This is a genomic window from Pseudarthrobacter sp. B4EP4b, assembly GCF_006680095.1.
Classification (GTDB): Bacteria; Actinomycetota; Actinomycetes; order Actinomycetales; family Micrococcaceae; genus Arthrobacter.
Map to the genome: position 1 here is coordinate 47,529 of NZ_VHIJ01000029.1, position 21,581 is coordinate 69,109.

The following is a 21,581-nucleotide window of genomic DNA, read 5'->3' on the forward strand; positions in this document are numbered from 1 at the left end:
GGCTCTTGGATTCGAGAACCTGGGGTGCCGCCGTCGTGCGCTGTAGGTACTACTTCTTGAACGTCTCGGCGGGTGGGTTGGCGATGACGGGGGAGAGGCCGGTGTGGCCTTCGCGGGTTTCGGCGATTTCGTGGATGCGTTTGCGGCAGGCGTACCAGCCGATGACCATCAGGATGGAGGCGATGGCGGTGACGAGCATGGTCAGGGGTGAGTCGATGAAGACCATGATCAGCACGCCCACGAGGAAGAGGAGGGAGAGGTAGCCGGTGTAGGGGGCGCCGAACATGCGGAAGGAGGGGCGTTCGAGCCAGCCTTTGTCGGCCCAGCGTTTGAGTTGGATCTGGCACAGGACGATGGTGGCCCAGGTCATGACGATGCCGACGGAGGCGACGTTGAGGACGATTTCGAAGGCCTGGGCGGGGACGAGGTAGTTCAGCGGGACGCCCAGGAGGGAGACGGCGGCGGTGATGGCGATGCCGCCGTAGGGCACGCCTGCTTTGTTCATGCGGGAGGCGAATTTCGGGGCGGAGCCGTTGACGGACATGGAGCGCAGGATCCGGCCGGTGGAGTAGAGCCCGGCGTTCAGGGAGGACAGGGCGGCGGTGAGGACCACGAGGTTCATGATGACGTCCACGCCCTGGATGCCGATGGAGCCGAAGAACGTCACGAAGGGGCTGACGCCTTTTTCGTAGGAGGTGTAGGGCAGGAGCAGGGCCAGGAGGATCACGGAGCCGACGTAGAACACGGCGATGCGGAAGACCACGGAGTTGATGGCCTTGGGCATGATTTTTTCGGGGTTTTCGGTTTCGCCGGCGGCGGTGCCGACCAGTTCGATGGAGGCGTAGGCGAACAGGACGCCCTGCATGAGGATGATCATGGGCAGCAGGCCGTTGGGGAAGATCCCGCCGTTATCCGAGAGCAGGCTCAGGCCGACTTGCTGGCCGTCCACGGGGGTGCCGAAGATGACGAAGTAAGTGCCGACGATGAGGAAGATGACCAGGGCGGCGACTTTGATCAGGGCGAACCAGAATTCCATTTCGCCGAAGACCTTGACTGAGACCAGGTTCAGGGCCAGGACGACGATGAGGGCGGTCAGGGCCCAGGCCCACTGCGGGACGTCGGCCATCCAGGGGATGTAGTTGCCGAAGAAGTGCATGTACAGGGCGGCGGCGGTGATGTCCACGATGGTGGTGGTGGCCCAGTTGATCCAGTAGAACCAGCCGGACACGAACGCGGCTTTTTCGCCGAAGAATTCCCTCGCGTAGGACACGAACGAGCCCGAGGAGGGCCGGTGCAGGACCAGTTCGCCCAGGGCGCGCAGGATCAGGAACGCGAAGAACCCGCACACGGCGTAGGCGATGACCAGGGACGGGCCCGCCGCGTTCAGCCGGCCGCCGGCACCCAGGAACAGGCCGGTACCGATCGCACCGCCGATCGCGATCATCTGGATCTGCCGCGGCTTCAAATTCTTGTGATAGCCCTTATCCTCCGCGTGAAGGGAGCTCTCGGAGGCATGCGCATGCCCACCGTCTATCTCGTGTACTGCAACCTCGTCATTGGGGTTGTTGGACATGGGTGATCCTTTCGATCTGGGGAGATCTAACTGGGGTGGGGGAAATTTTTTGTTTGGGGATTCTCTGGCGGCGGTCTTAGAAGACCGACCAGCCGGTGCGGTCGGAAAGATCGGCAAGGGCAGCAGTCCCGGCAAGGGAATTGCCCTTGGCATCCAGCCTGGGGCTCCAGACGCAGATAGCGCATTCACCCGGAACGATGACCAGGATGCCACCGCCCACACCGCTCTTACCGGGAAGGCCCACCCGGTACGCGAACTCTCCGGCGGCGTCGTACATGCCGCAGGTCAGCATGATGGAGCCGATGCGTTTGGCATCGCTGGCGGACAGGACACGTCCGAGGGTTCCCTGGCCCTCCCGGGCCAGGAAGAGCCCGGCCTTGGCGAGTTCGACGCAGGTCATCATGATGGAGCATTGGCGGACGTAATTTTCCACCACGGATTCCGCCGACTGCCTCAGGTTGCCGAAATCCTTCAGGAAGTGCGCAAGTGCCAGGTTTCGACTGCTGCTGGACAGCTCACCGGACGCTGCCGCCTCATCGATGTACGGCCCGCTGCTGCCGGCCTCTGTGGTGAGGAACCGCAAAAGCTGCGTGGCGGCGTCGGACGTTGCTTCCATGAGGTGGTCCGTGACCACCAGTGCGCCGGCGTTGATGAAGGGGTTGCGCGGGATTCCGTGTTCCACCTCCAGTTGGACCAGCGAGTTGAACGCGGTACCGGAGGGCTCACGCAGGACGCGGGTCCACAGGGTTCCGCTCGTGTCGCCCCGGAGTGCCATGGCCAGCGTAAACACTTTGGAGATGCTCTGGATGGAGAAGGGGACCCCAGCGTCACCGGAGCTGAAGAGCTGGCCGGACGTGGTGGCAACGGCTATTCCGAAGGTGTCGAAAGGAACGTCGGCCAGGAACGGAATGTTTGCCGGGACGGAACCGGTCTCCCGCCCCGGGCGGTGGCTTTGGACGAGGTCGTCCAGAAGGGGGCCTAGTGGCGGCGCCTCAAGTGCTGTAGTCATTTCCTGCCTGATTGTTGTGAGGATATTCCGGCCCATTCCTGGATATGGAGCAAGGCCACCAGCGAGTCCCGGGGGTTTCCGAAGTCCAGGCCGGTCACCCTGGAGGCCTTGCTGATCCGGTAGTAGACGGTGTTCTTGTGCAGTTTCATCCGTTGGGCGCATTCGGCAACGTCAAGCGAGGCTTCAAAGTACGTCCGCAGGGTTTCGGCCAGTTCAGGGTCGTCCCGAAGCAGCGCCGAGAGGGTGCGGTGGCGGAAGGTCGAGGACGCAAAATTCTGCACTGCCTCCTGGAAAAGGATCTCAGCCTCAAAGTCGTCCACTGTGGCCACGGATGTTTGGGTTGCCCCGCTGACGCACCTCAACAGCGCCTCGGCGATGCGGGTGATGGAGTGGATGGACAACAGGTCAGGGACCACGGGACCCACCGCCGCAAACGGGGTGATGCCCAGGTGCTTGCGTGCATCGCGCACGATCGACTCGGCCAGTGCCCGGAGTCCCGGTTCGGCTGCTGCGGACTGCAGGCCTGGAACAATTACGGCGGTATCGCCTTTGAACTGACCCACAATTGCCGAGGCTTTGTAGGCGGCTGCGTGGATGGACGCGAGGTTGGCAAGCTCGCCGTGCTTCAGGGCGGCGTCGTCGGCCTGGGCTTCCGCATCGGATATCCCAATCAGGATCAGCGCCGCCGGGCGTTCTGCGGGGATCTTCTCGCTGTGCGCACTGGCTGCTGCCTCCGCCGGGCCGGAAAGTATCCGCGCAATCCGGTCTTCGCGCATGTGCACCGACTGTTGGTTGCGGTAGCGGATCAGCTCAGTTGAGGTCCGGGCGGCTGAACCTTTCAGCACATGGTCAACATCGGGGCCGAAACCGTCGCCGGTCTCCTGCAGCCAGATGTAGCCCATGATCCGGTCCCCGGCGAAGAGCGTGATGGCCACCCGTTCCCGCAGCCCGTCCTGGGGCCTTGCCGGTACGCGCACCGGGAGCCGTGTTCCGTGCAGTTCACGGTAGGCGCCCAGGTCCTTCAACAACAGTTCGTATTTCCGGGGCCCCCGGCGGGCCAGGATGGAGGCTTTGCGAAGCTCGTCGATGTCGTTCGAGACGGTGGAGTACGCCAAGACTTTGTTGGCCGCGTCCTCGATGACCACGTGGCTCGAGGTGAGCCTGGCCGTGGTCTGGGCGATGGCAAAGAGGTCTTCTTCCAGGAGTGTCAGGACTTCGCTCTGGTAGCTGCGCGGCTGGATTCTGTCCTTGGCGATGGAGAGCAGACGGTCCCAGTCGGCAGCCGGGTTCACCAGGAGCAGGCCGGTGCCTGCGTCGCGCAGCAGCTCCTCAGCCTCGGCGAGCTCTTCGCGCGTTCCCTTGACGGCGACCACCGGCGGCGGGTTCTGCAGGAGACGCCGCAACGCGGGCAAAGCCGACCGCCCCCGGACCCCAATCAAGAGGACAAACGCGCCGACGCCGTCGGGCATTTCATCCTCAGCGTCAGCGATCAGGAAACGTTCGATGGGAGAACCGTTCAACGGGCGGAGGATAAGGCTCGCGAACCCCAGCGGGAGATCCGAAAGGATGTGGTCCACCGTAACCGCGGTCATGGGTTCCTTCTGCGTCGATCGGCCACCGGACGGCTCTGTCCGGTCAGCCCATGGTATCCAGCCATGATCCCGCAGAATTTGTGAGGCTACCCCAATTCGGTGGCCCTTTTTCGGACCCTTGTCCAAGCCGGGAAGCCTGCTCTTCCCTTATGCCGGCCGACGGGCCTGGCTGGCGGCGCCGCTGGGAGCTTCAGCGCGTGGACCGGAGCTCAGCGCCAGAAGTCCGCCAGCTGCCCGGCAAGGGCCTCACCTTGCTGGTAACCGGCTTGGGCAGCGGGCGGACGGAGCGAGGGATTCATCGCATTCGCGCCGAACATGTGCTCATCTTTGCTGTCCGGGAAGATCGTCTCGACCCTGCTGCCATGCGCCCGTAACTCGGCGACCTGGGCTGCGAGGTGCAGGTCCCAGTGCTTGGGGACCAGTGATTTTCCGCCGAAAGGTGAGAGCACCAGCACCCTTTGGTATCCGGCTGCCAGATCGGCATTTTCTGCGTTGGACCGGTAGCCGCCGTCGATGTAGGGGATATCTCCGATCCTGTAGGGAAGGCCACTGGAACAGCTGGCGGCGATGGCGTCCACCAGGTCGATTCCGCTGTGGCGGTCGAAGACCGCCGGTTCGCCGGTCTTGGCATTGACAGCGGTGATGAGCACCCTTCGTTGCGGCCACCCCTGACTGTCCAGCCGCGCGGCGACGATGCTGCGCCACTGTGCTTGCCAGGAACCGTCCGACGCCGCCTCCATGCCCAGTGCTGCCGCACCCATCTTCCGGCGCATGTCCGCCGCATTCTCAGAGGAGGCGATGATGTTGTTGATCCTCTCCAGGTGGTCGGTCACAGGCCTGGTGGCAACGCGTTCCGGGACGGATCCAGCCGGAACAGGCCGCTTTTGGGGCGCAGCGGCAAGGATTGCGGCAAAGAGCTCGGACGGCGACGCACCAGCTATCTGGGCTGCGGCCGTGGAGCCGGCTGAAGTTCCAATAGTCAGATCGGCTGTGGTGACGTCCAGCCCGCTATCGAACAGGCCGGCCATGACGCCGATCAGCCAGGCGTTGCCTGTCGATCCGCCGCCGCCAAGGACGAGGGCCCGACTCGTTGAGTGTGCCCATTTTGTGGGGTCAGGCTGCTGCCGATCCTGGTCGGCATTCGACGGGCCAGAAGCCGGCATCGGGGCGGAGTGCAGAGGGGAAGAAGATGTTGTGTTCATGGGAGTCGCCTTTCGCGAATTGCCTGTGGTGGCGCTCCCGGCGGCGACTATCTGTGTCGCGCGATCGTGGAATCCAAGGGAGCGCCCAATGCGGATACTGCGTTCATGGGACTCACCTCCTGTCGATAGATCACGATCACGGGAAAACTACCACGCCAGCCCGTGCTGCACAACGGCATCCTACCGCTGGCTGCCCTGCGCCGGCGGCTCCACGACTTCGGGTTATAGGACAAAACGTGTGTAGGGGAGGGGCTTGCTTCCGACTGATCGCGGGGAAATTCCGTGGTGGCTAAGCTTTTGAAATTTAGCGTGGCTGGGGTGCTTGGGAGTTGTAGCTTTCGACCCTTGTGGGCTGTCCATCCAACGCCCCATCAGGCTTTACCGCTTTCCCTACAACGCTTCATCAGCTCTTGCCGCTTTAGCCCATCGCTCCACTTCTGATGAAGTCCGACGGCGGTGCTGCCGCGGCCGCGTGCGCTCCACAACTCAGATGGCCCACGTGTATTGGAACGAACAGCAGAAAGGCCCTGCTTCCCTTTGTTTCAAGGGAAGCAGGGCCTTTCTTATTGGCGGTGACGGTGGGATTTGAACCCACGTTGGCTTTTACACCAAACAACATTTCGAGTGTTGCACCTTCGGCCGCTCGGACACGTCACCAACCTCAATAGGGTACCGGAGCGAGGCGCCCAACCCCAAAACGGGCTGACGGAGGAGGCCCTTTGCCCCGCTTTCCGTCTTGCTCGTCCGCCCTTCCTGGTGCCTGACCCCGGCGAAGCACGGGCACGCAGCGCGGGCAGGCGATGTCTAGCAGGCGAGTTGGGGAGGAGCTTCAAAACGTTCGGAAGGAGCCTCAAGAAAGTTTTAAGGATTTTGTGGGGGACTGCCTCAACGGGCGCCGTTTTGTCAGACCCTCTCGCGAGGATGGAGGTATGGGAACGGACCGGGCGGTGGTGCAGGTGGAGGAAGTCGCTGGTGCGCCCGCTGCGTGTTCGGAGGCGCCCGGTTTTGTCATACCCCCGCACGATGATGGAGGCATGGAAACGAACCCGGTGGTGGAGGCGGAGGCGGCGGTTGATGCTTCGGTCGCTGCGTTTATGGCTGTGCTGACCGGCCAGGACAGTCCCGGGTCTTGCCCGGACTCTTCCGGTCCTGTTTCCTGTGGCGCCGGCGGATCCGATGATGATCCGTTGCAGCGGTTGGTGGATGGGGCGTTGGATGTTTTGGCTGCGGTGGGGCGGTCGGAGGCGAAGATGGCGGCGGTGAAAGCGCTGGCCGTGGCGGTGGTCGCTGACGGGACGAAGGCGTTGAATGGTCCGGCTTCGTCTCCTTACGAGGCGTCGGCGCAGGAGCGGAGCCTGGTGGCTGAGGTCGGGTGTGCGCTGGCGATCGGCGACCGGGCCGCTGGCGCCCTGCTGGCAGAGTCCCACGCGTTGACCACGTCATTGCCCAGGGCGTTGGCGGCGTTGCAGGCCGGGACGATGTCTTGGGCGCACGCCCGGACCATGGTGGAGCAGACCTCCTGCCTCGACCCTGCCGCGGCGGCGGCGTTGGAGGCCCATTTCCTGGACCCGGATGCCCCGGGCGCGGCCCGCGGGTGCCCGGTCGGGGAAATGCCGGCCTACCGGTTCAAGGCCAGGGCCAGGACCTGGCGGGAACGCCACCACCCCGAAAGCCTGGAAAAACGCCACGCCAAGGGTGTGGCGGACCGGAGGGTGGAGTACTGGCCGGACCATGACGGGATGGCCTGGGTCGCTGCGCTCCTGCCCGCAGACCGGGCCTCGGCAATCTGCAACAGGCTCACGGCCATCGCCCGCGGAAAGCAAGGCCCGAACGAGCCCCGCACCCTGCCCGAGATCAAAGCCGACACCTTCACCGAAGCACTCCTGAACACCGGCACCACAGTTGGCAGTGTTGCTGACAGTACCGGCGGCCACACCAGTGCCGGGAACGACGAGACGGACAGTGCAGGCGCTGAACTCAAGCCCGGGAACAACCTGGCCGGCGCGCCCGGTGGCGATGAATTTGCCGGTGATGGAGGCGGTGCAGGAACAGCGCCGGGCCCGTTGTCGGGGATCCGGGCACAAGTGCTGGTCACCGTGCCGGTCTTCTCCCTCATGGGCTCAACTGATGAGCCAGCAATGCTGGACGGGCACGGGCCCATCCCGCCCTCAATGGCACGCAGGCTCGTCGCCGATGGCGCGGCCTCGTTCTACCGGGTTCTGGTGGATCCGCGGGATGGGGCGCCGCTGGAGATTGGCCGCACCAGCTACCGGGTGAGCAAGGCGATGCGGAACTGGCTTCGGTTGCGGGACGGCAAATGCCCGTTCCCCGGCTGCAACAACAACTCGCTCGACAACGAGGCTGACCATATCCTGGCCTGGCATCAGGGCGGCAGCACCGGGATCAGCAACCTGGGACAGCCCTGCCCGAAGCACCACAAGCTGCGCCACACCAGCGGCTGGAAACCCACCCCGGCCAGCAAAACCGAACCACCCGGCTGGACCTCACCCACCGGCAGGCACTACAAAAGCGAACACCAGGACTGGGAACCACCCCACTGGCCAGACTCCGCCGTGCCGGAAAGCATCCGCGCCTTTGACGACCTCCTGGACCTGTGGGAGCCGCCCGATGACCCGTCAGATCTGTGCCCACCATCCGGCGACCCCTTGGAGAAATGGCCACCGCCGGACTACTCAGCTGCCGCTGAATCTTGGCGAAACGAGATTCCCGAAGAGACGTTTGCGGACTGGTTCCTATCGGCAGACACCACCAAAGACCCGATCCCGGAAGACCTCTTCCCGGAGACAGTCCGGGAGTCAAGTGCGGGCGTCACGTGAACCGTCGTGGAGGGCTTCGTAATGCTTGAAGCTGTGGACATTGAGTGCCATCGAATGTGACCGGAGCGAGTGTGTACGGAACCAAAGGTCGTGCGAATCGAGCGAGCCTTGGAACTCTGCGCGTGCGGCTCGGCTGCCTCAACTTTCCCCAACGCACCAAGGCCGCTAGATTCATCAGCAAGATGACTAATTCACGCGCGCCAAGACATGCAACGGCTTACTGGACGACGGCCCGGGAGCACGGTGAGCTCCGGCCCGAGGAGTTGCCGGCACCCGGAGCAGGTGAGGCCCTGGTCCGTACCTTGTACTCGGGAATCAGCAAAGGCACCGAGATGGTGGTCCACCACGGCTCGGTCCCGCCCCGGGTCGCAGAAAAGATGCGCGCCCCGCATCAGGAGGGGCACTTCCCCGGTCCTGTGAAGTTCGGCTACCTGTCCGTAGGCGTGGTGGAGGAAGGGCCGGCGGAGTGGATCGGCCAGCGCGTGTTCTGCCTGAACCCGCATCAGGACCTGTACGTAGTGGAGTTGGCTGCGCTCACCAAAATTCCGGATGACGTACCGTCCCCGCGCGCGGTCCTCACCGGAACAGTGGAAACAGCTGTTAATGCCCTGTGGGAGGCCGGTCCGCGCCTGGGTGACCGCGTCGCCGTCGTCGGTGCAGGCCTGGTGGGCGGCATGGTTGCTGCCCTGCTGCGGAGCTTTCCATTGCAGCGCCTGCAACTCGTGGACCTGGATCCGGGGCGGAAGCAGCTTGCAGACACCGTGGGTGTGGAGTTCGTCCACCCGGACGATGCCCTTGCCGATTGCGACATCGTTTTTCACTGTTCCGCTTCCCAAGAAGGGCTGGAGCGCAGCCTGCAGCTGGTGGGTGATGAAGGCGACGTCATCGAGATGTCCTGGTACGCCAACCGCGAGGTCACCCTCCCGCTGGGAGAAGACTTCCACGCCCGCCGGCTGTCCATCAGGGCCAGCCAGGTAGGAGCAGTGGCGCGGGCGCGGCGGCATCGCAGAACGAACGCCGACCGCCTGGACCTGGCAGTATCACTCCTCGCGGATCCGGTGTTCGATGCCTTCCTGACCGGCTCTTCACCGTTCTCCGAACTGCCCGGCGTGGTGCAGGAACTGGCAGACGGCACGCTGGACGCACTGTGCCACGTCATCGAGTACCCCCAGGACGAAAAATACCGGGAAGCCCACCCCGAAAACCCCATCCGCGAAGCATCCGCCGAAGACCAGAGGTAGCCCATGTTCAGCCTGACCGTCCGCCGCCATTTTATGATCGCCCACAGCCTTCCCCGGGAGGCTTTTGGTCCTGCCCAGTCCCTCCATGGGGCAACGTTTGTCGCGGAGGTGGCTTTCCGGCGTCGTACTCTCAACGAAAACGCCATCGTCCTGGACATCGGCGCCGCAGGCACCATCATCGAGGAGGTGCTGGCGGGGCTGAACTACCGGAACCTGGACGAGCACCCTGACTTCGAAGGCAAGCTCAGCACCACCGAGGCCCTGGCGGAATACATCGCGCACTCCGTGGCGGAAAAGCTGAAGGAAGACGACGACGGCGGCCAGCTCGCCGGAATCGACGTCACCTTGCGGGAGAACCCTGACGCATGGGCAACATACTCCCTGGACCTTCGCGCCGCCTGAACCCATGCACCTCCTTCGGCTGCTCGTGCCCGCCAACATCCGCCATAACTCGGGCGGCAACGTCTACAACGCCCGGCTGGTAGCGAGCATGCGGGCTTTGGGTGCCGAAGTGGAAGTGCTCCCGGTGGAAGGCTCCTGGCCGGAGTCCACTGCAAAGGAACAACGGCGGCTGGACACCATGCTCGGCGCAGGGGAACCTGGCGAGGTGCCCGGGGCAGCCGTGGCAATTGTCGACGGACTGATCGCCATGGGTGCACCTGATTCGCTGGAGTCTGCCGCCAAAGCCGGACGGGAAACCTGGGTACTGGTGCATATGCCGGCGCCGGCAAACTACGATCTCGAGGCCCGGTCGCTTCGCGCGGCTTCGGGAGTCATCTGCACCAGCAGTTGGGCCGCGGACATCCTCGAAAAGCGCCACCACCTGCGGGGACTCCGCGTCGCCCTGCCCGGGACTGACAGCGCGCCGTTGGCGGAAGGCTCGGTTCCGCCGCACATCATTACCGTGGCCGCGCTGTTGCCGAACAAGGACCAGGTGCTGGTGGTCGAAGCCCTGGCCCAAATTAGGGAGCTCGAATGGACCGCATCACTGGTGGGTTCGGTCGAGGCAGACCCGGACTACGCAGGACGTGTGCGTGCAGCCGTCGCCGCTCATGGGCTGGAGAGCCGGGTGCGGATGACCGGTGAACGGAAGGGCCCGGCACTCGAAGCCGAATGGAACCGCGCAGACCTCAGCGTCCTGGTTTCAAAAGCTGAGGCGTTCGGCATGGTGGTCACGGAGTCACTGGCACACGGAATCCCCGCGGTGGTACGGGCAGGAACCGGCGCTGTGGAGGCTCTGAGCTTTGCCGCGCCTGGCGAAGGGAAAAACGGACGGCTGCCGGGAACGGCTGTGCGCATTCCGGGCACTGATGCTCCCGACAATCCGGCCCTCCTGGCGGGAGTGCTGCGGGACTGGCTGCAGGACGGCGGCACCAGGGAAGCGTGGCGGGCGGCAGCCCTGGAGACAAGGGACAGGCTGCCCGGATGGAAGCGGCCGGCCCGGCTTGTGCTGGAGGCAGTCACCACCATGGCAGGCTCAGAAACAAGGGACACAGAGCCCTAGGTGCCACCGATGCAGCGGGAACATCCGATCGCTCACAGCTGTTAAATCAGGTGGAGAAACCATCGTGAACACGGCAAATTACACAGCATTGATCATTCCGGCGAACAGTACGGACCCCCTGCGGCTGGAGCGCCTGGAAGACCTTCCGCGCGACCTGGAACAGCTGGTTGGCGGGCCCGCGGAGGGCATCATCCGGGGAGACTGGCACGTCTACGTGAACGCGGAGGGTCACGCTTCGGGCCTGCTTCCCAACCTCCGCGCAACCCAGCTGCTGAGCGAGTGCGGTGCGGACGGCCACCTTGTACGCGGAACAGCCGTATTTCTGGGTCGGGGCAGGCACTGGGAGGAAGCGGACGTTCCGGAGCACCTGGTCCGGCTGGCGGAGCAGCACTTCGGCTTCGCCCGGGCGGCCTGAAAAATCGGGGCTTGAAACCAAGCACCCTAAATCCGCGTACGGTGCTCCAGGAAAAAGTCCCGCAGCAGCCCGCCGCATTCGGCCTCGCGCACCCCCGCGTACACCTCAACCCAGTGATTGAGCCGGCGCTCGCGGAGGACGTCAAACACCGAACCAGCGGCGCCTGCCTTCTCGTCCCACGCCCCAAAAACCACGCGGGGGATCCGGGCCAGGACAATCGCGCCGGCGCACATGGCGCACGGTTCCAGCGTCACCACCAGGGTGCAGTCCGCCAGCCGCCAGCCGTCGCCGCTCCCGCCGTCGGCCATGGACAGCTCCCGCAACCGTGCAGCGGCCTCCCGGATGGCCACCACCTCTGCGTGGGCGGTGGGGTCTCCCAGCTCCTCCCGCTGGTTCCGTCCAGAACCCAGCACAGCGCCGTCGGGCCCTATCACCACGGCGCCGATCGGCACATCCTCAGTCACCAGGGCACGGCGGGCCTCCGCCAGGGCAAAACCCATCCACACATCGTGATTCTTCTCTGCGGAGACCATGGCTCAATGATAGTTTCAAAGGATATCCGGAGCCCGTGACGTACATCCGCCGGGAGGCATAATGAGCACCGTCCGAGACCGTGTGGACATGTGGATCAAGCCGTATGCGGCACTGTGGCTGACCCTGATCATTGGCGGGGCCCTGGTGCTCACACTGGCCCTGCTCGGTGCCGAGGTCTATGCGAATGTGGTGGATGACGAAGGTTTGGCCAGCCTGGATATTCCTGCCCTGGAATACTCGCAAACCCTGCGGAACCCGGAACTCGATGCCTTCGCCACCGGCTTCACCAACGTGGGCGGCGGAATCGGAATGCCCATCCTCGCCAGTATCCTCACGGCGTGGCTGACCTTCCTGAGCCGGACCTGGCGACCCATCGTCCTGGTGGGCGGGGCAGCGCTCGTCTCCACCACCGCCACCACGTTCGGCAAGCGCCTGGTAGGCAGGACCCGCCCGGACCATTCGGAAGCAGTTCCGCCTTACGAGTCAACGCCGTCCTTCCCCAGCGGCCACACGTTGAATACCACTGTGGTGATCGGGGTGCTGGTCTACATCATGTGCCTGCAGTTCCAGATCCTCTGGGCCAGGATTACAGCCATCACCGCCGGAGTGATCTTCATCATCGCCATGGGCCTGAGCCGCGTCTTTTTGGGGCATCACTGGCTCACGGACGTGATGGCCGGGTGGTCCCTGGGGCTCGCCTGGGTGTGCATGGTGATCCTTGCCCACCGGCTGTTCCATCTGATCCGGAAGCGCGAGCATGCCGGGCCTGCCCCCACGTTCGAGCATCCGGTCATCCGCGAAGACCATACCGGCGAGGAGCAGCAGGGCGCCGGCACTGCGGCAACGCACGACGGCGGCACTCCAGGAAGGAGCGACGGCGGCCCCCCGCAGACAGGCGCAGGGGGCTAACGCCAGGGAATCTGTCCAACTACCGGGTGGTAGTTTTGACCCATGCGCACTCTCGTTGTGGACCACCCCCTGGTCGCCCATAAGCTCACCGTCCTGCGGGACAAAAACACTCCGTCCCCGGTCTTCCGGCAGCTGACGGAGGAGTTGGTGACGCTGCTCGCCTACGAGGCCACCCGTGAGGTCCGCACCGAACCGGTCACCATCGAAACGCCGGTCAGCACCACCGTGGGAACCGCGTTCACCAAGCCCACCCCGCTGGTGGTGCCTATCCTGCGCGCCGGCTTGGGCATGCTCGAAGGCATGACCAAGCTTGTCCCCACTGCCGAGGTGGGCTTCCTGGGCATGGCCCGCGACGAGGAAACCCTGGACATCATTACCTACGCCGAACGCCTCCCGGAAGACCTCACGGACCGGCAGATCTTTGTCCTGGACCCCATGCTGGCCACCGGCGGGACCCTGCGCGAAGCCATCAAGTTCCTCTTCAAGCGCGGCGCCTCCGATGTGACCTGCATATGCCTGCTGGCCGCCCCGGAAGGCCTGGCCAAGCTGGAAGAGGAACTCTCGGGAGCGAACGTCACCATCGTCCTGGCCTCCATCGACGAAAAGCTCAACGAGAAGTCCTACATCGTTCCCGGGCTCGGGGATGCAGGCGACCGCCTGTACGGCATCGCAGGCTAGCCCACAACCCTTTTCCATTCCCCCTCGCGCCGCTAGCCTGTGCGGATGGACTGGAAACTGGAACTTGTGTTTGTCCCTGTATCGGACGTGGACCGCGCCAAGGATTTCTACGTCAACAAGGTGGGATTCAACCCGGACTTCGATGAGCGTCCCTCGGACTCCATCCGCTTTGTCCAGCTGACCCCCCGCGGCTCGGCCTGCTCGATCTGCATTGGGGAAGGGCTTACGGACGCGCCTCCCGGATCCGGGTCGAACCTCCAACTGGTGGTCAACGATATCCACGCGGCCCACAAGCACCTGAAGGACAACGGAGTGGACGTCAGCGACGTGGACGTGCAGGAATGGGGCCACTTCGTGTACTTTGCCGATCCCGACGGCAACAAGTGGGCGGTCCAGTACATCCCGGGCCGCGAAAGCTGACATCTACCGGCAGAATGGGGACCATGACTGCCGCCACCCCCGCCGGAACCTCCACCCGTGCCGGAACCCGGAACCTGACGTGCCGCGCCGTCCTCTTTGACATGGACGGCACCTTGGTCGATTCCACCGCCGTGGTAGAGCAGGTCTGGGGTGAATTCGCCGCGCGCTACGGGCTGGACCTGGAGGAGATTCTCCGCACCTCGCACGGCGTCCAGGCACGCGATACTGTCACCCGGTTTGCTCCTGCGGGTGCTGATGTGCCGGCACTGACTGCCGAACTCGGCGCGATGGAACGCGTCCGGACCGAAGGGATTGTGGCCCTGCCCGGCGCTGTCCGGTTGCTGGCAGCCCTGCCGGCGGACGCCGTAGCCCTGGTCACGTCTGCCGACGTCGTCCTGGCTGACATCCGAATGGAAGCAGCCGGCCTGCCCATGCCGGCTGTGGCAGTCACAGCTGAACTGGTGACCCGCGGCAAGCCCGATCCGGAGGGATACCTGAAGGCCGCCGCCAACCTTGGCGTGGAACCGGCGGACGCCGTGGTGTTCGAGGACGCTCCAGCGGGAATCGCCGCAGGGGTGGCCGCCGGGATCCGAACGGTGGCCGTGGGACCCAACACCGGCCCGCTGCCCGCAGGCGTCCTGCACGTAGCGGATTACAGTACTGTCACCGTTCAGACGAGTCAGGACGAGGCAGGCCGGACAGTCATTTCTTTCCGGCTTTAAGGTCGGCTACCACTTTGGCTATACGCCGCGACCGCGTTTCGGGCGTCTTGGCCTCGGCCAGCGGCTCCACGTACCGTCGCTGCGCGCTGTAGCTCAGTGTGGCGTAGAACTGCAGGGCCGCCGGTTCCGCCGCCATCGCAGCGGCAAGGTCCTCGGGGACTTCAACCACCCGGGGTTGGGTGTCGAGCTCGATGACTACGTCAACTGTGTCCCCAGCCGAAACGCCAACGAATTCGCGGTTGGCTGCGCTGAGCGAAATGAGGTTCTGCCCACCCATCACCGCGATGCTGCTGCGGTAGCTCCTGCCGTTGATGGTCACCACTACAGGCGGCCGTTTGCCCGCGTCCAAGGCCGCGAGGACCTCATCGGGAACTTCGATGCCGGTCTTGTTTCCGCTGCCTTGGATGGTGGTGGTGAACTTCATGGGTCACAGTATGCCGGGCCTTTTGCCACTCCCACGGATACGGCGCGCGCCATGGGGCACGGTTCGCCGGGTGCTCAGTACGAGTTGTGGGCTCAGTACCAGTTGTTGGAGAGGTGGAAATTCAACGCGCCGCACGGGGACTGGTAGCGCTCCTGGATGTAGTTCAGGCCCCAGTTGATCTGCGTGCGGTAGTTGGTCAGGTAGTCCGGGCCGGCGCTGGCCATCTTTTCAGCGGGCAGGGACTGGACGATGCCATACGCGCCGCTGCTGGCGTTCGTGGCAGTGGTGGTCCAGTCGGACTCCTTGTCCCACAGGGTCACCAAGCACTGCATCTGGTCCGGTGCCCAGCCGTAGCTGCCAAGCTGGCCGGCGGCGTAAGCCTGCGCACCGGCGGGGTCGTTGACCGCGACGGCGGCGGCAGGCTCAGGGGCGGAGGCCGGTTCAGGAGCGGGAGCAGGGGCCGGTGCCGGCTCCGGGGCGGGCGCGGCTGCGGGCACCGGTGCTGGCTCTACAGCGGGTGCCGGTGCAGGCTCTGCCGCCTGCGGGGCCACCGCGATCTCCTCCGCAGCGGGGGCAGGTGCCGGGTTGGCCCGGATTTCACTCTTCTCGATGCTGAGGTTGGACTGGGCCTCGGCCGCCTGGGTTTCGGTGGCGGCAACCCTGATGCTTGACTCGGTAGCCTGTCCGGCCGCCCCGACACCTACCAGCAGTGCAGCGGATGCCGCGAAGACAGCGGCGCGCTTGCCGATGAAGGGAAACTTGCCGGCTTTGCGTCCGGCGTGGGGTGCAGACCCGGATTTCGGGCGCGGTTTAACCAGGAATTTGGACATAATGAATCGCCTCTCACACCTGCGGAGTTAGCTGTCGGGTTCGGATGAGGGCATCCGGCCGCACGGAAAAATTCACGTGCGTGCTTAACCCCAAGGGCACTCATTGCCCGGGACGGTGGGTCCCCCGCCTCTGCCGTTGCTCAAGCGGAATCCGGGAAGCGGCAGAGCTTGGCGTCATCCGGATATGGGTTCCCGATCAGGAACCTCACCCAATCGACGGTACAGGAGTCCGACGCTTAAGTCACATTTTGGTAACAGAGATCACGACGGCGGCGCGTCGCTTTGCTACGAAAGCGAATGAAGGGGGAGGTGCAGGGCGAACTGGGTCCGCCCTGGCTGTGACGTCACCGTTACCCTGCCGCCGTGGGCCTCGACGATGGATTCCACGATGGACAGGCCCAGCCCGCTGGTGCCTTCGGCAACGGCGGCACCGGACTGGCCGGACGCGCCCTTCCGGGCCGCGTCTGCGCGGGCGAAGCGCGAGAAGACGTGGTCCACGAACTCTGCCGGGATCCCGCCGCCGTCGTCCGTTACCGTTACTACCGCCGCGCCTTCAGAGGACGTGCGCACCCCGGTTACCACAGTGGTTCCGGCGGGAGTGTGTTTGCGTGCGTTGGAGAGCAGGTTCATCAGGACCTGGCGCAGCTGAGAGGCGTCGCCGTTGACCACCACGGGCTCCTCGGGAAGCTCCAGCCGCCAGTTGTGGCCGGGGGCCATCACCTTTTCGTCGCTGACGCCCTCGATCACCAGCTGCGTGAGGTCCACCTCGCTGAGCTTGAGCGGCTGGCCCTCATCGAGCCGGGCCAGCAGCAGCAGGTCTTCCACCAGGGCGGTCATGCGCTCAGACTGGCTCTGCACGCGCGCCAGCGACTTTTCGCCGTCGGGGGTGAAGTTCTCGGTCATCCGCATTAGTTCCGTGTAGCCGCGGATGGCCGTGAGGGGAGTACGCAGCTCGTGCGAGGCATCAGCCACAAACTGCCGCACCTTGGTTTCGCTCTTCTGCCGCGCCTGCAGCGCGTTGGCCACGTTGTCCAGCATGAGGTTGAGCGCGTGGCCCACGCTGCCCACTTCCGTTCCCGGATTGGAGTTCGACGGCGGCACGCGCACCGCGAGTGCCACCTCGCCGGCGTCCAGCGGCAGCTGCGAAACGCGCGTGGCCACCTCTGACAGCTGCTCGAGCGGCTTCATGGTGCGCCGGATCAGCACTGTTCCTGCCAGCCCGATGAGCAGCAGGCCGCCCAGGGATACGAACACAAAGGTCCAGACGAGGGAAGCGAGCGTACTTTCCTTGCCAGCGAGGGGGAGCCCGGTCACCAACACGTCGCCGAAGTCCGTCTTCGCGGCTGTCAACCGGTAGTCGCCGTTGGAGAGGGTGCGGTCCACCGGCTGTGCATCTGTAGCCAAAGCCAGCAGGGCCTGCTTGTCCTCGGCGGACAGTGGCGAGCGGGTGGTGTCCGAGGCCAGGAACCCGGCGCTGTTGACTTGTCCGTTGAGGATGCGGGCGTTCAGGGTGCCCACGCTCTGGCCGCGGGCGTCGAGGGGATCCCGGCCTTTGAAGCCGCCCATGGGAGGGCGGCCCGGATCGTTCGACCGCTCCGCCGCCTGGCTGAGCTGGTCATCAAGCTGGCGGGTGAGGAACGCGTCCATGGAGGCGTAACTGACCATACCCACCGCGCCGCAAATGGAGATCAGCAGTGTCATGGCAAGGAGGATGAGGCGGGTGCGCAGGTGCCAGGTGTTCGGCTTCAGCCAGCTCCGCCGCTGGGACGCAGCCTGTTGCAAGGCCATGGCGCCTACTCCGCTGGCTTGATGACGTATCCGGCCCCGCGCACCGTGTGGATCATGGGCGGATGCACCGCATCCACCTTCTTGCGCAGGTAGGAGATGTAGAGCTCCACGATGTTGGCCTGGCCACCGAAGTCGTAATCCCAGACCCGGTCCAGGATCTGCGCCTTGCTGATGACCCGCTTGGGGTTTTCCATCAGGTAACGGAGCAATTCGAATTGGGTGGCCGTGAGCTGGAGTTCCTCGCCCGCCCGGCTCACCTCGCGGGTGTCGACGTTCAGGACGAGGTCGCCCACCACCAGCTCAGCCGTATCCATGGCGGCCACCCCGGAACGCTGGACCAGGCGGTGCAGCCGCAGGAGGACTTCCTCCATGCTGAACGGCTTGGTGACGTAATCGTCTCCGCCGGCTGCCAGGCCCACGATCCGGTCCTGCACTGCGTCCTTGGCCGTCAGGAACAGTGCCGGGACCTCGGGAGCGAAGGTGCGAATCCTTCCCAGCAGCTCAACGCCGTCGAATCCGGGCAGCATAACGTCCAGGACCAGGACGTCCGGGCGGAACTCCTTGGCAAGCTTCACTGCTTCCGGCCCGTCCGCTGCCACAGCAACGGACCAGCCGGCCATGCGCAGGCCCATGCTCATGAGTTCTGAGAGGCTCGGCTCGTCATCAACCACCAGCGCGCGGATGGGGGCTCCGTCGGGGTGGGAGAGCTGGGGAAGGTTGTTTGTCATGGAGTGCGGTGTGGCCATGGGACAACTCTCCGATCACTCGTTGAGCCGGGGCTTTGGGATTCCTGTGTCCCGGCTGTGAACCCCAGCCTAGCCACCTGGATGTGGAGGTGATGTTGCGGCAGGACAGTGAGTGGGGCGGGCAGAGACTTTGAGACTCTTCTAGAGAGGCATTCCTGGGTCTCCCCTGGAAAGATCGGACGAATTTTCTTCCTTGGGACGGCGCGCCGCTGGACAAGAACCGTCTCCGGCCTGCCGATTTTGGTATTCCACATGCACTTGAACAAAAGGTGGGAAACCGGACTCCGGTCCGAATTAAGTTCCCCAAAACGGCAGCTGGGGGACCGGGAGCTGGATAATGAATGACGTTCTGCCAGCACGCCAGAATCGTGATCTACACCACAAAGGCGGATTTTGTCTCATAATGCGGACTGATCGGTCCATTGTTACTTGCAAGTTAGCATTGTTACGCTGCACACTCTCATTGTGAACAAGAACTCAACAGCACCTGCAGCCGCAGACTATTGGCCCAGCACATCCGCTGCTGCCGACATGCGCTGTTGTCGAATGTACGCCTGACCTTCCCACCCCTCGAAGTTCTCCAGGCATTCGCCCCCCAGCCCAGCGTCGGGCGTCCCTCCCCAGTTTTCAGTGCGGGGAACCCAGCATTCGAGCCGTGATGACGGCCATTCACATTGAGGTAAGCATCCATGTCAGTTGCATCCGGATACGTCCACATTTCTGTCCGTAACGCCGCCAAGGCCGGCCAGCCCTCCGGCCTCCGCCCCGGCTTCGCCCCGCGCCCATCGCTCGCACCCTCAGCTCCCGGAAGCAGCTTCCCCGCCTCTGGCTACGCACCCCAGGGCTACAACCCCAACTCTTACGGCCAGCTCCGCGCAGTAACCCCGGCCGAGTCCGCGCCGGTGACCGCTCCCACGCCCGTCGTGGCCGGACCCAACACGGTCCGTCCGGTCGCCAACGACAATGTTGCCCGCGGCTTCGTCCTCTACATGGGCATCGACGAGGAAACCGCGGCCGCCGCAGGTACCTCCATCGCCAAGCTCGCCCAAGAGATCCGCGCCTACGCCCAGTCCCTGGTGTCCGGTGCCGAGAGCTACGCCGCGGTTGCAGTGGCCCCCGCCGGAACGCCCGGCTCAGCGCTCGACGTCGTCCGTTCCACCTTCGGTGACCCCACCGTCAACACCCGGCAGCGCACCGAAACCCCCCGGCCGCAGCAGCCGCAGGAACCGCGCCCCTCCGGCGTCCTGATCGACCTTGCCCGCCGCGAAGTACACCTCGACGGCGAATCCCTGAACCTGACCTTCAAAGAGTTCGAGCTCCTGAACTACCTCGTGGAGAACGGCACCCGCACCGTCGGGCGCGACGAGCTGCTTGAAGGACTGTGGCGCAACGCCGAAGAAGTGCCCAACGAGCGCACCATCGACGTCCACATCCGCCGCCTCCGCTCCAAGCTTGGCCGTCTCGCCAACACCGTGCGCACCGTCCGCGGCCAGGGCTACCGGTTCTACGAGCACCCCGAGGTTGTTGTCTGGGCCGCTCCGGAATACTCGATCTAGGACTCCTGTTCTCACGCCTTAAGGCGGCACGATCCCTCTGCGCCTGCGCTCGTCCCGCCCCACCGCCTCCCTCGCCTCGCAAGCTCGGCCAGGGAACCCGGGCGGCGTGGGCCCAGCGACAACGGCGCTTTCGGGATGTGCCGCCTTTGGCGTTCACCCAGACTCTCCGAGCATTAGGCCTCGGCGGCTGGTTTAAGGCTGGTCGTGTGTCACCACGAGCATGCTTTTGAGGGCCGATCTTGGCTGAGGCCTGATGCGGTGCGGATCTTGCTCGCCTTGGCTGCCGAATGCGTGCTTGGCGTGACGCTTGTTTGGATGGGCCGGGGCTGGTTTTGCTGGCTATAGGCTTGGGCCATGAGTGAGCACCATCTTCGACGCCTTGTGATTATGCGCCATGCAAAGGCGGACTGGCCGGGCGGGGTTGCTGACCACGAGCGCCCCCTGGAAGAACGGGGCCATCGTGAGGCACCGCTGGCCGGGCGCTGGCTGCTCAAGCACAACATCGTTCCCGACTTCATCCTGTGCTCCAGCGCCCTCCGCACCCGGCAAACCTGCACCTGGGTATGCTCCGAGCTGGGGGACAAGGCGCCCACGCCCAAACTTGAGGACGGGCTGTATGCGGCTTCTGCGCTCCGCATGCTCACCGTGGTCAATCATGTACCGGACACTGTCACCACACTGATGCTGATCGCGCACCTGCCTGGCGTGCAGGACCTTGCCATGCACCTGGCCTCACGCGACTCCGATCACGACGCCTACATGGACGCCGCCACAAGGTTCCCCACCAGCGCGCTCACCGTCCTCGAAACCGAGAAATCGTGGGCGGAGCTGGACGGCCAGGACGCGCGGATCACAAAATTCAAGGTGCCGCGGGCGCACTGAGGACGGTTACTTCTTCGGGGCAGGACGCCGCGGCGGCTGCGGCACAGATCCCTGCCGCGCCGCACTCTGACGACCAGCACTCTGACCGCCCGCGCCCAGCCGAGTGGAACCCTGCCGCGTGGAACTCTGCCGCGTGGCACTCTGCCTAGCGGCGCTTTGTCTCTGGGGCACCTGCCGGGCGGACGACGTCGGCTGCCGCACCGGGGTGCGTCCCGCGGAGGAGGTGCGTGGCGGCGCTGTTCCTGGCGCGCCCTGGCGCCGGGCAGGCGCCTGTCCGCGCGCACCGTTTGCGGGCCGGGACGAGGCCCGCGCGGAAGCAGCCCGCCCGGGCGGACGATGGCGTCCCGGCCACGCCGCGCCGAGGAAGAGTGCGGCAAGGGCCGTCACGAGCGAGAGGGCGGCCAGGAAGAAGTAGTTGTCGGGGTCGTCCGTGGGAAGCGGGGTACCAAAAATCGAAGATTCATCGGTGAACGCCAGCTCCCACGTGCTCAGGAAAGCTAGCGACCCCGCAAGAGCCAGGCTCGTGGACAGGCCGGCGATCGCCAGCATCACGTACCGCCGCCGCCGGAGGACCTCCATGATGCAGGCAAGGTAGGCCAGGGCCAGCATTCCAAGGAATGCCAGGAAAACAGGCTCGGCCAGCGTCATGCCTGTCAGGACCAGGAGCCCCGCAGCCACGAGGCCACAGATGACCGCAAACTTTCCGCTGTTCCCCATAT

General features: G+C 64.8%; 21 protein-coding genes, 1 tRNA gene and 1 riboswitch. Of the genes, 11 read left to right on the top strand and 11 right to left on the bottom strand.

What is annotated here, in order from left to right; all coding sequences use genetic code 11:
- Positions 1 to 49 precede the first annotated feature (49 nt).
- From FNL14_RS10325 to FNL14_RS10345, 5 genes are all read right to left on the bottom strand, one after another.
- The gene (locus FNL14_RS10325) at positions 50 to 1,573 is read right to left on the bottom strand and encodes an amino acid permease (protein ID WP_142059782.1); all 1,524 of its coding nucleotides are present in this window, start codon (positions 1,571 to 1,573) and stop codon (positions 50 to 52) included.
- Positions 1,574 to 1,649: 76 nt separating this feature from the next.
- Positions 1,650 to 2,582 carry a glutaminase gene (locus FNL14_RS10330; RefSeq protein WP_142059784.1) on the bottom strand — a complete coding sequence of 311 codons (933 nt, stop codon included), beginning with the start codon at positions 2,580 to 2,582 and terminating at the stop codon, positions 1,650 to 1,652.
- Positions 2,579 to 4,174, bottom strand: coding sequence for a CdaR family transcriptional regulator (locus FNL14_RS10335; protein ID WP_142059786.1), 1,596 nt, complete (start codon positions 4,172 to 4,174; stop codon positions 2,579 to 2,581). Before FNL14_RS10335 ends, FNL14_RS10330 begins: the two co-directional genes overlap by 4 nt.
- Before the next feature lie 209 nt (positions 4,175 to 4,383).
- Positions 4,384 to 5,376 (bottom strand): patatin-like phospholipase family protein, encoded by a 993-nt coding sequence (locus FNL14_RS10340; protein WP_142059788.1) that lies wholly within the window; start codon positions 5,374 to 5,376, stop codon positions 4,384 to 4,386.
- 567 nt (positions 5,377 to 5,943) lie between these two features.
- Positions 5,944 to 6,033: transfer RNA gene (locus FNL14_RS10345), tRNA-Ser, on the bottom strand.
- 377 nt (positions 6,034 to 6,410) lie between these two features.
- Here FNL14_RS10345 and FNL14_RS10350 point away from each other — a divergent pair.
- The 5 genes from FNL14_RS10350 to FNL14_RS10370 all read left to right on the top strand — a co-directional run bounded on the left by FNL14_RS10350 (position 6,411) and on the right by FNL14_RS10370 (position 11,373).
- A complete protein-coding gene (locus FNL14_RS10350) occupies positions 6,411 to 8,213 on the top strand; it encodes an HNH endonuclease signature motif containing protein (protein WP_142059859.1) in 1,803 nt (600 codons plus the stop codon).
- 182 nt (positions 8,214 to 8,395) lie between these two features.
- Positions 8,396 to 9,454 (top strand): zinc-binding alcohol dehydrogenase, encoded by a 1,059-nt coding sequence (locus FNL14_RS10355; protein ID WP_142059790.1) that lies wholly within the window; start codon positions 8,396 to 8,398, stop codon positions 9,452 to 9,454.
- A 3-nt stretch (positions 9,455 to 9,457) separates the two neighbouring features.
- The gene (locus tag FNL14_RS10360) at positions 9,458 to 9,856 is read left to right on the top strand and encodes a 6-carboxytetrahydropterin synthase (protein WP_142059792.1); all 399 of its coding nucleotides are present in this window, start codon (positions 9,458 to 9,460) and stop codon (positions 9,854 to 9,856) included.
- A gap of 4 nt (positions 9,857 to 9,860) precedes the next feature.
- Positions 9,861 to 10,958: a glycosyltransferase family 4 protein gene (locus FNL14_RS10365; protein WP_142059794.1), complete on the top strand. Its 1,098-nt coding sequence runs from the start codon at positions 9,861 to 9,863 to the stop codon at positions 10,956 to 10,958.
- 64 nt (positions 10,959 to 11,022) lie between these two features.
- Positions 11,023 to 11,373, top strand: a complete 351-nt coding sequence (locus FNL14_RS10370) for a hypothetical protein (protein WP_142059796.1) — start codon at positions 11,023 to 11,025, stop codon at positions 11,371 to 11,373.
- A gap of 26 nt (positions 11,374 to 11,399) precedes the next feature.
- Here FNL14_RS10370 and FNL14_RS10375 read toward each other — a convergent pair whose 3' ends face one another.
- Positions 11,400 to 11,906, bottom strand: coding sequence for a nucleoside deaminase (locus tag FNL14_RS10375; RefSeq protein WP_142059798.1), 507 nt, complete (start codon positions 11,904 to 11,906; stop codon positions 11,400 to 11,402).
- Between the two features lie 61 nt (positions 11,907 to 11,967).
- Between FNL14_RS10375 and FNL14_RS10380 the strand changes: the two genes are divergently transcribed.
- From FNL14_RS10380 to FNL14_RS10395, 4 genes are read left to right on the top strand one after another with little or no spacing between them, the layout of a single operon-like run.
- Positions 11,968 to 12,816 (top strand): phosphatase PAP2 family protein, encoded by an 849-nt coding sequence (locus tag FNL14_RS10380; protein ID WP_255470781.1) that lies wholly within the window; start codon positions 11,968 to 11,970, stop codon positions 12,814 to 12,816.
- A 42-nt stretch (positions 12,817 to 12,858) separates the two neighbouring features.
- Positions 12,859 to 13,494 (top strand): uracil phosphoribosyltransferase, encoded by a 636-nt coding sequence (upp, locus tag FNL14_RS10385; protein WP_013599856.1) that lies wholly within the window; start codon positions 12,859 to 12,861, stop codon positions 13,492 to 13,494.
- Between the two features lie 45 nt (positions 13,495 to 13,539).
- Positions 13,540 to 13,914, top strand: a complete 375-nt coding sequence (locus tag FNL14_RS10390; RefSeq protein WP_091422124.1) for a glyoxalase superfamily protein — start codon at positions 13,540 to 13,542, stop codon at positions 13,912 to 13,914.
- Between the two features lie 23 nt (positions 13,915 to 13,937).
- Positions 13,938 to 14,636 (top strand): HAD-IA family hydrolase, encoded by a 699-nt coding sequence (locus FNL14_RS10395; RefSeq protein ID WP_142059800.1) that lies wholly within the window; start codon positions 13,938 to 13,940, stop codon positions 14,634 to 14,636.
- Here FNL14_RS10395 and FNL14_RS10400 read toward each other — a convergent pair.
- The 4 genes from FNL14_RS10400 to FNL14_RS10415 all read right to left on the bottom strand — a co-directional run bounded on the left by FNL14_RS10400 (position 14,617) and on the right by FNL14_RS10415 (position 18,424).
- A complete protein-coding gene (locus FNL14_RS10400) occupies positions 14,617 to 15,060 on the bottom strand; it encodes a YdeI/OmpD-associated family protein (RefSeq protein ID WP_142059802.1) in 444 nt (147 codons plus the stop codon). The genes FNL14_RS10395 and FNL14_RS10400 overlap by 20 nt on opposite strands.
- 92 nt (positions 15,061 to 15,152) lie before the next feature.
- On the bottom strand, positions 15,153 to 15,890 hold the full coding sequence (locus FNL14_RS10405; protein WP_142059804.1) for a hypothetical protein: 738 nt from the start codon (positions 15,888 to 15,890) through the stop codon (positions 15,153 to 15,155).
- A 5-nt stretch (positions 15,891 to 15,895) separates the two neighbouring features.
- Positions 15,896 to 16,057: riboswitch (cyclic di-AMP (ydaO/yuaA leader) on the bottom strand.
- Positions 16,058 to 16,175: 118 nt separating this feature from the next.
- A complete protein-coding gene (locus tag FNL14_RS10410) occupies positions 16,176 to 17,678 on the bottom strand; it encodes a HAMP domain-containing sensor histidine kinase (RefSeq protein WP_142059808.1) in 1,503 nt (500 codons plus the stop codon).
- A 5-nt stretch (positions 17,679 to 17,683) separates the two neighbouring features.
- A complete protein-coding gene (locus FNL14_RS10415) occupies positions 17,684 to 18,424 on the bottom strand; it encodes a response regulator transcription factor (RefSeq protein WP_142059810.1) in 741 nt (246 codons plus the stop codon).
- Between the two features lie 689 nt (positions 18,425 to 19,113).
- Here FNL14_RS10415 and FNL14_RS10420 point away from each other — a divergent pair.
- Both FNL14_RS10420 and FNL14_RS10425 read left to right on the top strand, forming a co-directional pair.
- The gene (locus FNL14_RS10420) at positions 19,114 to 19,980 is read left to right on the top strand and encodes a winged helix-turn-helix domain-containing protein (RefSeq protein ID WP_091422146.1); all 867 of its coding nucleotides are present in this window, start codon (positions 19,114 to 19,116) and stop codon (positions 19,978 to 19,980) included.
- 354 nt (positions 19,981 to 20,334) lie between these two features.
- A complete protein-coding gene (locus FNL14_RS10425) occupies positions 20,335 to 20,862 on the top strand; it encodes a histidine phosphatase family protein (protein WP_091422151.1) in 528 nt (175 codons plus the stop codon).
- A 6-nt stretch (positions 20,863 to 20,868) separates the two neighbouring features.
- On the opposite strand, the gene FNL14_RS10430 is transcribed toward FNL14_RS10425, so the two are convergent.
- On the bottom strand, positions 20,869 to 21,579 hold the full coding sequence (locus tag FNL14_RS10430) for a hypothetical protein (RefSeq protein ID WP_142059812.1): 711 nt from the start codon (positions 21,577 to 21,579) through the stop codon (positions 20,869 to 20,871).
- Between the last annotated feature and the right edge of the window lie 2 nt (positions 21,580 to 21,581).

Coding starts and splice junctions, on each gene's coding strand:
- FNL14_RS10325 (WP_142059782.1), bottom strand. CDS start 1,573: ATGTCCAACAACCCCAATGACGAGGTTGCAGTACACGAGATAGACGGT.
- FNL14_RS10330 (WP_142059784.1), bottom strand. CDS start 2,582: ATGACTACAGCACTTGAGGCGCCGCCACTAGGCCCCCTTCTGGACGAC.
- FNL14_RS10335 (WP_142059786.1), bottom strand. CDS start 4,174: ATGACCGCGGTTACGGTGGACCACATCCTTTCGGATCTCCCGCTGGGG.
- FNL14_RS10340 (WP_142059788.1), bottom strand. CDS start 5,376: ATGAACACAACATCTTCTTCCCCTCTGCACTCCGCCCCGATGCCGGCT.
- FNL14_RS10350 (WP_142059859.1), top strand. CDS start 6,411: ATGGAAACGAACCCGGTGGTGGAGGCGGAGGCGGCGGTTGATGCTTCG.
- FNL14_RS10355 (WP_142059790.1), top strand. CDS start 8,396: ATGACTAATTCACGCGCGCCAAGACATGCAACGGCTTACTGGACGACG.
- FNL14_RS10360 (WP_142059792.1), top strand. CDS start 9,458: ATGTTCAGCCTGACCGTCCGCCGCCATTTTATGATCGCCCACAGCCTT.
- FNL14_RS10365 (WP_142059794.1), top strand. CDS start 9,861: ATGCACCTCCTTCGGCTGCTCGTGCCCGCCAACATCCGCCATAACTCG.
- FNL14_RS10375 (WP_142059798.1), bottom strand. CDS start 11,906: ATGGTCTCCGCAGAGAAGAATCACGATGTGTGGATGGGTTTTGCCCTG.
- FNL14_RS10380 (WP_255470781.1), top strand. CDS start 11,968: ATGAGCACCGTCCGAGACCGTGTGGACATGTGGATCAAGCCGTATGCG.
- upp (WP_013599856.1), top strand. CDS start 12,859: ATGCGCACTCTCGTTGTGGACCACCCCCTGGTCGCCCATAAGCTCACC.
- FNL14_RS10390 (WP_091422124.1), top strand. CDS start 13,540: ATGGACTGGAAACTGGAACTTGTGTTTGTCCCTGTATCGGACGTGGAC.
- FNL14_RS10395 (WP_142059800.1), top strand. CDS start 13,938: ATGACTGCCGCCACCCCCGCCGGAACCTCCACCCGTGCCGGAACCCGG.
- FNL14_RS10400 (WP_142059802.1), bottom strand. CDS start 15,060: ATGAAGTTCACCACCACCATCCAAGGCAGCGGAAACAAGACCGGCATC.
- FNL14_RS10405 (WP_142059804.1), bottom strand. CDS start 15,890: ATGTCCAAATTCCTGGTTAAACCGCGCCCGAAATCCGGGTCTGCACCC.
- FNL14_RS10410 (WP_142059808.1), bottom strand. CDS start 17,678: ATGGCCTTGCAACAGGCTGCGTCCCAGCGGCGGAGCTGGCTGAAGCCG.
- FNL14_RS10415 (WP_142059810.1), bottom strand. CDS start 18,424: ATGGCCACACCGCACTCCATGACAAACAACCTTCCCCAGCTCTCCCAC.
- FNL14_RS10420 (WP_091422146.1), top strand. CDS start 19,114: ATGTCAGTTGCATCCGGATACGTCCACATTTCTGTCCGTAACGCCGCC.
- FNL14_RS10425 (WP_091422151.1), top strand. CDS start 20,335: ATGAGTGAGCACCATCTTCGACGCCTTGTGATTATGCGCCATGCAAAG.
- FNL14_RS10430 (WP_142059812.1), bottom strand. CDS start 21,579: ATGGGGAACAGCGGAAAGTTTGCGGTCATCTGTGGCCTCGTGGCTGCG.